Genomic DNA, 12,940 nt, shown 5'->3' with positions numbered 1-12,940 from the left:
CCGCGGGGCCCGCTTGCCACCCTGACGAAATCGAATCGATCATAACAACGTTCGTCGCGGAGAAGACCGCGCAACGACGCCGTCAGCTCGATGACTTCGAGTCGTCCTCGGCGCTCGGAAACGGCTGGTACGACGCGGCTTCGCCGAGCATCGCCTCGGGACTTCCGGCCACCGGGCCGAATCCGGTCGCGGCGGAGACCTCGGGAACATCATGGGGATCGGGCCGCGGGTTGCGGCGGGTGACCAGCCAGCCGAAGCCGGCCGCGAGCGGAAAGATCGCGACGCCGTAAACCGCTGCGGGAATGGCCATTTCGGTGCTGTCCAGGACGCTGATGGCGATGGTGATGGCGATGACGCCGTTGTGGATGCCGACCTCCATCGAGCAGGCGATCGCCTGGCGGCCCTCGACGCCGAGCACGCGCGGGACGAGATAGCCGACGGTCAGGCTGATCACGCAGAACAGAATCATCGCCACGCCGATCGCCCGGACGTACGGGACGATGTCGGCGCGCTGGTCGACGATCGTGGCACCGATCACCAGCGTCAGGGTGAGCGCGGAGCCGATGCGCACCGGCTTGTCCATCCGGTCCGCGAAGTCCGGCGCCCAGCGCCGGACCAGCATGCCGAGCACGACCGGTATCAGCACGATCGAGAACACCTGAACGACCTTGCCGAACTGCAACCCCACCGTGGCCGCGCCGTCGGGGTCGAAGTAGTCGATGGCGGCGTTGGTGATCAGCGGCACGGTGCCCACCGCGATCACCGAATTGACCGCCGTGAGCGACACATTCAGCGCGACGTCGCCGTGGAACAGGTGGCTGAACAGGTTCGCCGCCGTCCCGCCCGGCGACGCCGCGAGCAGCAGGACTCCGATCGCGAGCACCGGCGACGGATCGAACAGCAGCACCAACCCGAAGGCCATCGACGGCAACACCACCAGCTGGCAGCTCAGCGCGATGGCAACGGCCTTGGGGTTCTTGGCGATTCGAGTGAAGTCCGCGACGGTGAGCGAGAGCCCCAGCCCGAACATGATCACGATCAGTACCAGCGGCAAACCCACCGAAATCAGCGCAGAGTCCATGGCGTCCTCACCATTCGTCGGATCCGCCGGCAGACCGAAGACGCTGCCACCGGCCGGTCCCGGCGCCACCGATTGCCGACCTCGCGGCGCGACGCGCGGTGACCACCTCCGAACCTGCCAGAAGTGTTGGGGCGGCGCAAGATAGCGCCTGGCCGCAGGCTAGTCGGCGACCGCGCGCAACGCCAGATCCAATCGGGGATGACACCCCATCCGCGCGTAGGCACCGGCCAGGTCGAGCGCTCGTTGCGTGGGCCGCGTCGACACCACCACCGCGAACCGGCGCCAGCCGTCGTCGGCCCGTTCGGCGGCGCGCACCAGCACATCGACCCCGGCGAAGCCCAGGAAGGTCACCCCGCTCATGTCCACCACCATCGCCGCAACGCCTTCACTGTCGCGCACGACGCGATCCAGTATCGGCGCGGTGGCCAGGTCGAGTTCACCGACGACCGACAGCAGGCGCAGGCCCGGCCGGGGCGTCTCGCCCCTGATACGAAGCTGCCCGTGCGAGAACACGCTGGACTTTGCTGGTGGATGGTTATGCGAGAGCAGCCGTCGGGACATTCGCGGCCGTCGCGGACTCACCTGATTCGCCATGCACAACGCTCCGGTTCAGCGCGAACGGACCTGCCGCCCAGCGTGATCGGGTGTAGCCCGGCTCGGGCTCCGCCGAGGCGGGCATGCGCGAGACAGCGGCTACCGTTGGCTCGTGTCTGAACCTGTCCGCAAAAGTACCCGCGTCCACGTTCGCACACAACAACGACTGGTCACCATGGGTGTCCCGGCCGCCGATGTCAATGCTTGACTCATTCCAGAAGACCGGCAAGACTTCAGGCGTGCCCACGGCCACCGAATTCCAGCAGATGCTGCGCGGAGTTTCGTTGCGCGTGACCGCGCCGCGGGTCGCGGTGCTGACCGCGGTGCACGAACATCCGCACGCCGACACGGATTCGATCATCCGCGCCGTGCGCGCGCGCCTGTCCGCGGTCTCGCACCAGGCGGTCTACGACTCGCTGCACACCCTCACCGCGGTCGGCCTGATCCGGTGCATCCAGCCGTCCGGCCTGGTGGCCCGCTATGAGACGCGGATCGGCGACAACCACCATCACGTCGTCTGCCGCACGTGCGGCGCCATCGCCGACGTCGACTGCGCGATCGGCGAGGCCCCCTGCTTGACCGCGTCCGATGACAGCGGCTTCGTGATCGACGAGGCCGAGGTCATCTACTGGGGCTTATGCCCCGATTGTGCGGCCGCACCGGCCGCCGTCCGTCCCTGATCGCAGCCCGCATAACCATCCAGGAAGGAATGTCGTGACCTCCGACAGCCGCCCACCCACCCCCGACTCCGAGACTCGCAGCGAAAGCGAGAGCGAGAACCCGGCGATCCCGTCCCCCACGGTCAAGACCGATCAGCGCCCGCACACCAACAGCGACTGGTGGCCGGAGCAGATCGATGTGTCGGTGCTGCACGCCCATTCGCCGAAGGGCAACCCGCTCGGCGCGGACTTCGACTACGCCGCGGAGTTCGCCAAGCTCGATGTCGACGCGCTCAAGGCCGATGTCGCGGCGGTGCTGACCGATTCGCAGGACTGGTGGCCGGCCGACTACGGCAACTACGGCGGCCTGTTCATCCGGATGAGCTGGCACGCGGCCGGCACCTACCGGATCGCCGACGGCCGCGGCGGCGGCGGTCAGGGCGCGCAGCGGTTCGCGCCGCTCAACAGCTGGCCGGACAACGCGAACCTGGACAAGGCGCGCCGGCTGCTGTGGCCGGTCAAGCAGAAGTACGGCAACAAGATCTCCTGGGCCGACCTGCTGGTGTTCGCCGGCAACGTCGCGCTCGACTCGATGGGCTTCCAGACCTTCGGCTTCGGCTTCGGCCGCCCCGACATCTGGGAGCCGGAGGAGATCTTCTGGGGTCCGGAGGACACCTGGCTCGGCGACGAGCGCTACAGCGGCGACCGGGAACTGTCCGGCCCCCTCGGCGCGGTGCAGATGGGCCTGATCTACGTGAACCCGGAGGGCCCGAACGGTCAGCCGGACCCGGTGGCCTCCGCGCGCGACATCCGGGAAACGTTCGGTCGCATGGCGATGAACGACGAGGAGACCGCCGCCCTGATCGTCGGCGGGCACAGCTTCGGCAAGACGCACGGCGCGGGCAACCCCGACCTGGTCGGCGCCGAACCCGAGGGCGCGCCGATCGAACAGCAGGGCCTGGGCTGGAAGAGCGCCTACGGCACCGGCAAGGGCAAGGACGCCATCACCAGCGGTCTCGAGGTCGTGTGGACGTCGACGCCGACCCAGTGGGGCAACGGCTTCCTGCAGAACCTGTACGGCTACGAGTGGGAGCTGACCAAGAGCCCCGCGGGCGCGTGGCAGTGGAAGCCGAAGGACGACGCGGGCGCGGGCACCATCCCCGATCCGTTCGGCGGCCCCGGCCGGACCCCGACCATGCTCACCTCGGACCTGGCCCTGCGCGAGGATCCGATCTACCGGGAGATCACCCAGCGCTGGCTGGAGCACCCGGAGGAGCTGTCCGTGGCCTTCGCCAAGGCCTGGTACAAGCTGCTGCACCGCGACATGGGCCCGGTCAGCCGCTACCTCGGGCCGTGGGTGCCGGAACCGCAGCTGTGGCAGGACCCGGTGCCGGACGTCGACCACGCGCTGATCGACGAGCAGGACATCGCGGCGCTGAAGAGCAAGGTGCTCGAGTCCGGCCTGTCGGTTCCGCAGCTGGTCAAGACCGCGTGGTCGTCCGCGGCGAGCTTCCGCAGCACCGACAAGCGCGGCGGCGCCAACGGCGCCCGCATCCGGCTCGAACCGCAGAAGAGCTGGGAGGTCAACGAACCCGCCGAGCTGGCCAAGGTGCTGCCCGTGCTGGAGCAGATCCAGCAGGACTTCAACGGTTCCGCCTCCGACGGCAAGAAGGTCTCGCTGGCCGACCTGATCATCCTCGCGGGATCCGCGGCGGTGGAGAAGGCGGCCAAGGACGCGGGGCACGAGGTCACGGTGCCGTTCGCGCCGGGTCGCACCGATGCCTCGCAGGAGAGCACCGACGTGGAGTCGTTCGCGGTGCTCGAACCGCGGGCCGACGGTTTCCGCAACTACGTGCGGGCCGGCGAGAAGGCTCCGCTGGAGCGGCTGCTGCTCGAGCGGGCATACATGCTCGACGTGACCGCGCCGGAGCTGACCGTGCTGATCGGCGGCCTGCGCGCGCTCGGCGCCAACTACGGCGGCACCGAGCACGGGGTGTTCACCGATCGTCCGGGTACGTTGACGAACGACTTCTTCGTCAACCTGCTCGACCAGAACACCGAGTGGAAGGCCGCGGAGTCGGCGGAGAACGTGTACCAGGGCTACGACCGCACCGGTAAGGCCATCTGGACCGCGACCGCCAACGACCTCGTCTTCGGCTCGCACTCGGTACTGCGCGCGATCGCCGAGGTCTACGCCCAGCAGGACTCCGGGGCGAAGTTCGTCGACGACTTCGTCGCCGCGTGGGTGAAGGTCGTCAACAACGACCGCTTCGACCTGCGCTGATCGAGTTCCACCGAACCAGGCCGATCGTTCGCGATCGGCCTGGTTTTGTTTTCCCGCGTTTCGGCGGGTCGGGTTTCAGCGAGGCGGGCGGAGAAATCTCAACGCGGCCTTCATGACCGGGCTCGGGACGCGGTCGCGCATGTTCAAAGCCGCTGCGGCGGCCTTGCTTCTGGCTTCGGTGCCGCGCCCGAACACCTTGTTCAGCGGGCCACCCGAGGGTTCCAGGTCGACGTGCAGTGGCGGCCTGCCGTCGGCCGCGCCGAGTGCGTGCGAGATGACGATGCGCTGGATCTCGCTGGTGCCCTCGAAGATGGTGTACAGCTTGACATCCCGATACCACTTCTCCACCGGATGGTCGCTGATGTAACCCCAGCCGCCCAGGGTTTGGATCGCGCGTTCGGTGGTCTTCACCGCCACCTCGCTGGCGGCCAGCTTCGACATGGATCCTTCGCCGCGTTCGAACGGCACGCCGTTGGCGGCCATCCAGGACGCGCGCCAGGTCAGCAGCCGCGCGGCGTCGATCTGCGTGGCCAGGTCCGCGATCGGGAACGCGATTCCCTGGTTGTCGAGGATCGGCGCGCCGAAGGCTTCCCGCTGCTTCGCGTAGCCGGTCATGTATTCCAATGCGGCCCTAGCGATTCCGAGTGCCTGCGCGGCGACCATCGGGCGGGTCTGTTCGAAGGTACCGAGGGTGACCGAACCGGACCGGCCGCCGCTGCGGACGGCGTCTCGTCGTTCGGCCAGCGTGCGTTCGAGCTTGTCCACGCCGCCCAGCAGGTTCTCCTTCGGCACCCGGACGCCGTCGAACTTCAACTCCGCGGTGTGCGATGCCCGGCAGCCCAGCTTGTCGAGCTTGCGCACCAGCTCCAATCCCGGTGTGCCGCCGGGTACTACGAACAGCGCCTGCCCGCGATGCCCCAGTTCCTCGTCCACGACCGCGTTCACCACGTGCACCGTGGCGATGCCGCCGTTGCCGATCCACATCTTGTGGCCGTCGATGATCCAGTCGTCCCCGTCGCGCACCGCCCGGGTGCGCAGATTTCGCACATCGCTGCCACCCTCCGGTTCCGAGATCGCCAGCGCGGCCAGCTTCAGATCACCGGGCGTGCCGAAACATTCTGGCGCCCATTGCAGCATCTGCTCCGGCGTGGCCGCCTGCCCGATCGCCGACAAGGCCAGCGCGGGCATCACGATCGCCAATCCGATGCCCGCGCAACCCCAGAACAACTCCTCCATGAACATAGGCAGCGACAACCCCGTCGGATCCCCGATCAGATCCCGATAGAACAGCGGACTATAAAACCCCCGCTCCGCCGCCTCCTCCAGCACCGGCCACGGAAACTCCTGCGCCCGGTCATACTCGGCCGCCACCGGCCGAACACACTCCCGCGCGAACTCATGCGCCCGCTTCGCCAAATCATGCTGCGCCGCCGTCGGTGTCAAGTCGAAGCTCACCCTCCCGCCATACCCACCCCCACCCGAACTATTCGGGCCTTGGGTTTCGGACCGACGGCGACCTCGCGACCACAGAGCGCCGCGATTGGGCGAGCGGAGCAGAGCGATCTCAGGAATCCGGGGTGCCCGGACTTCTCGATGCCTTCTGCTCGGTTTCGGTGACGTGGGCGGGGGTTGCTTTGCGGTGGTCGAAATGCGCGCCTTCTAGATCGAGTTCGGGTAGTAGTCGGGTCAGGGGGGTCGGTAGCCACCAGGCCAGGCGGCCGAGTACCAAGATCGCCGCGGGTACGAGGGTCAGGCGGACCACGAACGCGTCGATCAGGACACCGACGGCGAGCGTGAATCCGAGGGCCTGGACGATCTGGTCCTGCGACCACGCGAATCCGCCGAACACGGCGACCATGATGGCGGCGGCGGCCACGATGACCCGCGCACTGCGGGAGTAGCCGGTGGTCACCGCCGTGGAAGGGGTTGCGCCACCGCGTCTTTGCTCGCTGATCCGGGTGGTCAGGAACACCTGATAGTCCATGGCCAGCCCGTAGAGGACACCGGTGACCAGGATCGGCAGCACGCAGATCAGCGGCCCCGGCTGGTCGACGCTGAATACCGCGGCCAGCCAACCCCATTGGATCACCGCCGTCGCACAGCCCAGCGCCGCACCCACGGTCAGCAGGAAGCCGGCCGCCGCGATCAGCGGCACGAAGATCGAGCGGAAGAACAGGGTCAGCAGCACAAGGGTCAACGCGACGACGATGAACAGATAGACCGGCAGCGAGTCCCCGAGTTTCCTCGACGTATCGATCGCCAGGGCCACATCCCCGGTGACCGAGACCCGGGCACCGCTGTCGGCCAGCGCATCCGGCGCGGTGTCCCGGATCCGGTCGACCAGATCCCTGGTGGCCTTGCTGGACGGCCCGGTCGCCGGGATCACGGTGATGATCGACAGGTCGTTTCCCGCGTCGAACTGCGGCGGCAACACCGCGACCACGCCCGGCAGCGCCTGAAGCCGTTGCGCGATCCGCGAACTCGCGTTCGCGGGATCGGAAACTTTGCCGAGATCGGCACAGACGATCAGCGGGCCGTTGACCCCGGCGACGAAACCGGAGGTGAGAATGTCGGCGGCTTTGTGCCGTCCGAAACTCGGCGGCGTCGTCTCATCGTTGGGCAGCCCGGTGGCCATGCTGCCGATCGGCACCGCGAGCACCCCGAGCAGCCCCACACAGACCACGATGACCGCGACCGGGAAGCGCGTGACGAACCGGATCCACCGCCCGTCCCGCCCGCGAGATGTCGCATCGGACACCACATTCGGGGAGATCCGCGCGTCCGCGATACCGAGCAGTGCGGGTACCAGGGTCAGCGCGACGAGCACCGCGACCGCGACCGCGATCGACGCCGCCAACCCCATCCCGCTGAGGAACGGAATCCCGACCACGGCCAGGCCGGCCAGCGCGATCAACACCGTGACCCCGGCGACCACGACGGCACTGCCCGCGGTCGCCACACTGCGCCCCGCCGCCTCCGCGCGAGTGGGGCTACCGGCGATCTCCGCCCGGTACCGGGACAGGATCAGCAGGGCGTAGTCGATGCCGACCGCCAGGCCGATCATCGTCGCGAGAACCGGTGCGGTCAGGTGCAATTCGACGAACGAGCTGGTCACCATGATGACGAAGGTGACGACGCCGACGCCGGCGATCGCGGTCAGCATGTTCACCCCCGCCACCAGCACCGCGCGGAAGGTCGCGGTGAGGATCACCAGCGCGATGACCAGCCCGACCAGTTCGAGCGGGGACGTCGGTATCGGCTCTTCCCGTGCGGTGCCGCCGATCTCGACGACCAGACCGGCATCCCGCAGCGGCGCCACGGCGTGGTCCAGCCCGGTCCGATCCGCGGCGGTCAGCTCACCGGAGGTGATGTCGTAGGTCACCACCATCATGGCGACCCGTCCGTCGAGCGAGATCCCCCGATTCTGCGGATCGAGCGGACTGCGCACGGACGCAACGTGATCGAGCGCGCCGATCGCGCCGACCGCCTGACCGACAGCGGCCGCGTTCGCGGGGCCGGTCACCCGCTCCCCCTTCGGCGCCTGGATCGCCACCCGCGCGGTCGCTCCCCCGGCATTCGCCTGCGGCATCCGGGTTTTGATCAACTCGATGCTCGACTGCGCCTCCGTGCCGGGGACGACGAAGGTGTTGGTCGGCGTGCCACCGTGCACCAGCGCGAGCACACCCGTCGCGATCAGCAGGACCAGCCACCCCGACACGACGACCCACCGATGCCGGAAACACGATGCGCCGAGGGTGTACAGCAGGCGGGCCATAAGCGGTGCTCCTAGGAGTGAGTCGGATCGGCGTCGCGGCGGGCGGGTAGCACGGCGTAGTTGCGCACCGCGCGGGCGGCGAACGTGTCGGCGAGGCGGGGACGCAGCAGCACGCCGGAAACGATCACGGCCAGCGACAACAGGCTCAGCGGATCGGCAGGCGGGGTCAGCGCTTCGGTGCTGTCCCGGTACGTTCCGCGCTTGGCCAGCGCCGCCCTGAGCTCGCCGAGCACCGCGCGCCGCCGGCCCGTCGCGGCGGCGACGCCGAGACTGATCGCGGCCAGGCTGTGCGTGCGGACGCCGGGCCTGCCGACCTGCACTCCGGCGGGCAGGCTGTCCCCGCGGGCCAGCCGTACGCCCAGCACCGGCAGGTCGACGCCGCTGGCGACCGCGTTGAACGGCTCCACCGTGCGCGGATTGCATTCGATGTATTGCGGCACGCCGTCCTCGTGGAAGTAGTCCATGGTCAGCCCGCCGTGCCAGGCCAGCGCGTCGCCGAGCAACGCGATGTGCTTGCGCGGCAACGCGTGATCGACGCTGACCCGCGCCGCCGCACTGCCGCCGATCCCGATCGCCCGCTGCTCGGAGGTGTGCACGGCGGCCAGCCGCCCGTGCTCGAACATGCCCTGCACCTGCGCGTACTCCCCGCGGGCGAGCCGCTGCGCGAGCAGCGGGCCGCGCTGCGCGAGATCACGGGGCGCACGCACCCGGCTGCGCTCGTCGGTCACCAAACGCACGCCGTTGCCCGCCGTACCGAACGCGGCCTTGACGTAGTAGGGGTATTCGAACGACTGCCGGTCTTCGGTCAATCGCACCCAGTCGGGTTGCGGCAGGCCGAGATCATCGGCGAGCCGGGCGAATTCGAGCTTGCTCGCCACGCGGGCCACGCTCGCGGCGGGCGCGATCGCCAACGGCAGGTCGGCCGGGAACAGCGAACGCCGGTCGGCGAACAGCACCACATCCTCGTGCGTCGCGAGCACGGCGTCGAACGCGCGGGCCCGGGTCACCGAGGTGAGCGCCCTGGCGAATCCCTCGGGATCGGCGCCCGCGGCCGGGCCGCGGTGCACCCGGTCGAGCCACACGCTCCAGCGGCCGAGGGCAAAGGCATTGGCGGACAACGCTTCCAGGTGATACCCCGCCGGGCCGAGCACGGACAGGAACTCGCGGGCGGTCAGACTGGAAACTTCGGTGAGTAGCACCCGCGCCGGTGCTGCATGGCCCCGGACTGGTGTCGGCATATGATCCCCATCTGACGTTTCGTGCGCCGGTGGTACGATTCTCGCCAGTATTCGATACCAATGAGTATCGACCGGCAGGAGGGTGGTGTCAATGCCACGACCGGAAATTCGGCGTCGGCTGAGTTCCGAGGAGATGCGCAGCCGGATCCTGGCCGCCGCGGCGGCCGAGTTCGCCCGCAACGGCTTCGACCGGACCAGCCTCGACGAGGTCGCCGCGGCCGCCGGCTTCACCAAAGGCGCGGTATATTCCCGGTTTTCGAGCAAGGACGAGCTGTTCTTCGCGTTGCTCGAGGAGCAGGTGATCGGCCGGATCGCCGCGGCGAAGACCGCGCTGGAGCGGTCGATGGACGATGCCGGCGGCCCGCATCCGGCCGCGGCGATCGGCCGGCAGATCAACGACGCGCTGGTTTCCGAGCAGGACTGGCAGATCCTGTTCGTCGAATTCTGGTTGCGGGTGGTCCGCGATCCGCGGATCGCCGAGCAGTTCCGCGTGCTGCGCCGCCAGCTGCGCCAGACCATCGCCGACTTCGTCGAGGCAGAAGCGTTGCGGCGCAACCTGACCCTGCGGATCAGCCCCTATGAGATGGGCATCGTCGCGCTCGCGCTGTCCAACGGGTTGTCCATCGAGGAGATCCCCGACCAGGGCACAGTGCAGAGCGATCTGTTCGGCCGAATCCTGCAGCTGGCCTGTGCCCCGGACGAGGAAGACGTCAACCCAGCTTCGTGAAGCCGCCACCGGCGTAGGTGGCCTTCGCCGCGTAGCGCTGCAACTTTCCGCTGGAGGTCAGCGGGAGGGTGCTCGCCGCGACGAGCACGACGTCGCTGGGGCGCAGCCCGTGCTTCTCCCCGACCGCGGCCCGGACGGCCCGGTCGACCTCGCTCGCCCGGACCTGCTTGACCTCCGCCGCGTTGTCGTCGACATCGTCCACCACCTGCCAGCCTCGATCGATCTCGGCTACCACCACGATGCCCGCGTTCGCCGCGCCGTCGACCTGGAAGGCGACGCACCGGTCGAGCCGGAGCGCGTCGTGACTGGCCATCACCGTCGCCTCGATATCCGTCGGATAGTGGTTGTGCCCGTCGACGATGATCAGATCCTTCAGCCGGCCGGTCACGTACAGCTCGTCGTCGAGCAGGAAACCCAGGTCGCCGGTCCGCAGGAAGTTGCCGTCGCGGTCAGGGAGCTGGATACCGAACGACTCGGCCGACAGCTCGGGCGACTCCCAATAGCCTTGGCCGACACTGTCTCCGGCGATGCAGATCTCGCCGATCTGCCCGTCTGGCAGGGTGCGCAGCGTCTCCAGATCGACGATCGCCATGGTGAACCCGTGGTTGGTCCGGCCGCTCGACACGATCTCGCGCCCGTCGGCCTCGTCCGGCACGAAGCGGTGCGCGGCCAGCTGTTCCGGATCCGCTTTGCGCGTGCGCACGCCGCTGCCGAGCGGACCGCCGGTGACGAACAGGGTCGCCTCGGCGAGGCCGTAGCAGGGGAACAACGACCGCGCGTCCAGCCCGGCGGGAGCGAAGTGCGCGGCGAACTTGGCCATGGCGGCGGGCCGGATGGGCTCCGCGCCGCACAGCGCGATCTTCAGGTGCGAGAGATCGAACGTGGCCACCCGTTCGGCCGAAACCCGCTGCACCGCAAGCGCGTAGGCGAAGTTCGGCGCGGCGGTGATCACCGCTCGATACTTGGCCAAGGCGGCGATCCAGCGGACCGGTTGCTGGACGAACGACAGCGGCGACATCTTGACGATGGTGGAGTCGCTGAAGACCGGTTGCGTGACCGCCGACAGCAGCCCCATGTCGTGGTAGGTCGGCAACCAGGACACACCCCAGCTCTGCCTGCCGAGTTCGGCGTTGTCCCGCACGAGCGCGTTGTTGCTCAGCACATTGCGGTGGGTGAGCACGACGCCCTTCGGCTGGCCGGTGGAGCCCGAGGAGTATTGCAGGTAGGCCACCGAATCGGCGGCCACCACCGGCAACTCGGCATCGGTTGCCGCGCCGCGGTCGATGGTGTCGGTGGCGAGCGTCTCCAGTCCGGCGAATCCGTCGAATCCGGCTGGGATCGCGGCCAATTGGCCAGCGATGTCCGATGTGGTGAGCATCAGCTGCGCGCCGGCGCTGGCCCGGATGGCGGCCAGCCGGGCCAGCGAGCTCTCCAGCTTGCTGATCTGCGGTGGCGCGACCGGCACCGCGATGATGCCGGCGTACAGGCACCCGTAGAACGCTTCGACGAAGTCCAGGCCGGGCGCGTACAGCAGCAGCGCCCGATCGCCTTGGCGCGCAACGGTACCGAGCCGGGCCGCGATGGCGCGCGCGGCGGTGTCGACCGCGGCGTAGGTCAGCGTCGACGTCTCGTTCTCGCCGTCGCCGAGGAAGATGAACCTGGTGTCGTCGGGTTGCCGCAGCGCCCTGGCGGTCAGCAGCTCGACCAGGGTGGTGGCGGCGGCGCAATCCGGATCGTCGACTTGGCTTGCGCGGCCGGTGTTTTGCAGTTCGATGGTCATTGCGTGGCACTCCTGGAGCAGTCGAGAGGTTCGGCGCGGGTGGCTTCGGTCCGAATCAGTTTGCGCGCGATATGGTCGAGCACACTTGCTCTTTGCGAGACAACGAAGAAATGATCGCCGGCGACCAGCCGCACGCCCACCGGCCCGGCCGCGCAATCGCGCCAGCCCGCCAGCTCACCCGGCGATACCTTCGGATCCGCGGTGCCGCCGAACACCGTGACCGGCAGGTCGAGCGGCGGCCCCGGCCGATGACGGTAGGTCTCGTTCACCGCGAAATCCGCGCGCAGCAGCGTGAACAGATTCCTCCGCAGCGTTTCGTCCGCCAGCACCTGATCGGGGGTTCCGCCGAGACTCCTTACGACGTCGGCGAATTCGGCCTCGTCGGCCTCGTGGATGAGCGGCACCCGCGCGGGGACCTGCGGCGCCCGCCGGCCCGAGACGAACAGATGCGCCGGTTTCGGGTGCCCCTCGGCGCACAGCCTGCGGGCCAGTTCGTAGGCGATGAGCGCGCCCATGCTGTGCCCGAACAGCGCGAACGGCGTGCGCCACCGGCCCGCCATCGCCTCGAGCAGGTCGTCGACCAGCGGATGCACATCCTCGAACGGCCGGTCCCGGAACCGCATTTCCCGTCCGGGCGGTTGCAGCGGCACCACCGAGATCTGCGGCGGCAGCACGCGGCGCCACTCCAGAAATCCGGAGGCGCCCGCCCCCGCGTGCGGCAGGCAGTACAGCGTCACCTGCTCCGCGGGCGCCGCCGGCGCGGGATAGGGCAGCCACGGCGACGTCACGGCGATCGGCATCC

At 68.9% G+C, this 12,940-nt stretch carries 10 protein-coding genes; 3 read left to right on the top strand and 7 right to left on the bottom strand.

What is annotated here, in order from left to right; genetic code table 11:
- Positions 1-82 precede the first annotated feature (82 nt).
- Entirely contained in the window at positions 83-1,081 is a 999-nt protein-coding gene (locus ACFYO1_RS13905) for a bile acid:sodium symporter family protein (RefSeq protein WP_387230426.1), read from the bottom strand.
- A gap of 159 nt (positions 1,082-1,240) precedes the next feature.
- Positions 1,241-1,594 (bottom strand): STAS domain-containing protein, encoded by a 354-nt coding sequence (locus ACFYO1_RS13900; RefSeq protein WP_387230424.1) that lies wholly within the window; start codon positions 1,592-1,594, stop codon positions 1,241-1,243.
- 347 nt (positions 1,595-1,941) lie between these two features.
- Here ACFYO1_RS13900 and ACFYO1_RS13895 point away from each other — a divergent pair, with 347 nt between their 5' ends.
- Complete coding sequence (locus ACFYO1_RS13895) at positions 1,942-2,355, top strand: Fur family transcriptional regulator (protein WP_387231867.1); 414 nt, start codon at positions 1,942-1,944, stop codon at positions 2,353-2,355.
- Between the two features lie 34 nt (positions 2,356-2,389).
- A complete protein-coding gene (gene katG / locus ACFYO1_RS13890) occupies positions 2,390-4,618 on the top strand; it encodes a catalase/peroxidase HPI (RefSeq protein WP_387230422.1) in 2,229 nt (742 codons plus the stop codon).
- 75 nt (positions 4,619-4,693) lie between these two features.
- Here katG and ACFYO1_RS13885 read toward each other — a convergent pair whose 3' ends face one another.
- The 3 genes from ACFYO1_RS13885 to ACFYO1_RS13875 all read right to left on the bottom strand — a co-directional run bounded on the left by ACFYO1_RS13885 (position 4,694) and on the right by ACFYO1_RS13875 (position 9,631).
- Positions 4,694-6,073, bottom strand: coding sequence for an acyl-CoA dehydrogenase family protein (locus ACFYO1_RS13885; protein ID WP_387230420.1), 1,380 nt, complete (start codon positions 6,071-6,073; stop codon positions 4,694-4,696).
- A 109-nt stretch (positions 6,074-6,182) separates the two neighbouring features.
- Positions 6,183-8,393 (bottom strand): MMPL family transporter, encoded by a 2,211-nt coding sequence (locus tag ACFYO1_RS13880; protein ID WP_387230419.1) that lies wholly within the window; start codon positions 8,391-8,393, stop codon positions 6,183-6,185.
- Between the two features lie 11 nt (positions 8,394-8,404).
- Positions 8,405-9,631 (bottom strand): hypothetical protein, encoded by a 1,227-nt coding sequence (locus ACFYO1_RS13875; protein ID WP_387230417.1) that lies wholly within the window; start codon positions 9,629-9,631, stop codon positions 8,405-8,407.
- Positions 9,632-9,722: 91 nt separating this feature from the next.
- Between ACFYO1_RS13875 and ACFYO1_RS13870 the strand changes: the two genes are divergently transcribed.
- Positions 9,723-10,358, top strand: a complete 636-nt coding sequence (locus tag ACFYO1_RS13870) for a TetR/AcrR family transcriptional regulator (protein WP_387230415.1) — start codon at positions 9,723-9,725, stop codon at positions 10,356-10,358.
- On the opposite strand, the gene ACFYO1_RS13865 is transcribed toward ACFYO1_RS13870, so the two are convergent.
- The gene (locus tag ACFYO1_RS13865; RefSeq protein ID WP_387230413.1) at positions 10,342-12,138 is read right to left on the bottom strand and encodes a fatty acyl-AMP ligase; all 1,797 of its coding nucleotides are present in this window, start codon (positions 12,136-12,138) and stop codon (positions 10,342-10,344) included. The two genes, ACFYO1_RS13870 and ACFYO1_RS13865, sit on opposite strands and share 17 nt — an antisense overlap.
- Positions 12,135-12,938 carry a thioesterase II family protein gene (locus tag ACFYO1_RS13860; protein ID WP_387230412.1) on the bottom strand — a complete coding sequence of 268 codons (804 nt, stop codon included), beginning with the start codon at positions 12,936-12,938 and terminating at the stop codon, positions 12,135-12,137. The genes ACFYO1_RS13865 and ACFYO1_RS13860 overlap by 4 nt, the downstream gene beginning before the upstream one ends.
- Between the last annotated feature and the right edge of the window lie 2 nt (positions 12,939-12,940).

It is taken from the genome of Nocardia sp. NPDC006044, assembly GCF_042871115.1.
Classification (GTDB): Bacteria; Actinomycetota; Actinomycetes; order Mycobacteriales; family Mycobacteriaceae; genus Nocardia.
This window is presented reverse-complemented; position numbering and strand designations above follow the sequence as displayed.

Bases quoted from the DNA above. Each gene is read 5' to 3' on its own strand.
- ACFYO1_RS13905 (WP_387230426.1), bottom strand. From the start codon at position 1,081: ATGGACTCTGCGCTGATTTCGGTGGGTTTGCCGCTGGTACTGATCGTG.
- ACFYO1_RS13895 (WP_387231867.1), top strand. From the start codon at position 1,942: ATGCTGCGCGGAGTTTCGTTGCGCGTGACCGCGCCGCGGGTCGCGGTG.
- ACFYO1_RS13880 (WP_387230419.1), bottom strand. From the start codon at position 8,393: ATGGCCCGCCTGCTGTACACCCTCGGCGCATCGTGTTTCCGGCATCGG.
- ACFYO1_RS13875 (WP_387230417.1), bottom strand. From the start codon at position 9,631: ATGCCGACACCAGTCCGGGGCCATGCAGCACCGGCGCGGGTGCTACTC.
- ACFYO1_RS13870 (WP_387230415.1), top strand. From the start codon at position 9,723: ATGCCACGACCGGAAATTCGGCGTCGGCTGAGTTCCGAGGAGATGCGC.
- ACFYO1_RS13865 (WP_387230413.1), bottom strand. From the start codon at position 12,138: ATGACCATCGAACTGCAAAACACCGGCCGCGCAAGCCAAGTCGACGAT.
- ACFYO1_RS13860 (WP_387230412.1), bottom strand. From the start codon at position 12,938: ATGCCGATCGCCGTGACGTCGCCGTGGCTGCCCTATCCCGCGCCGGCG.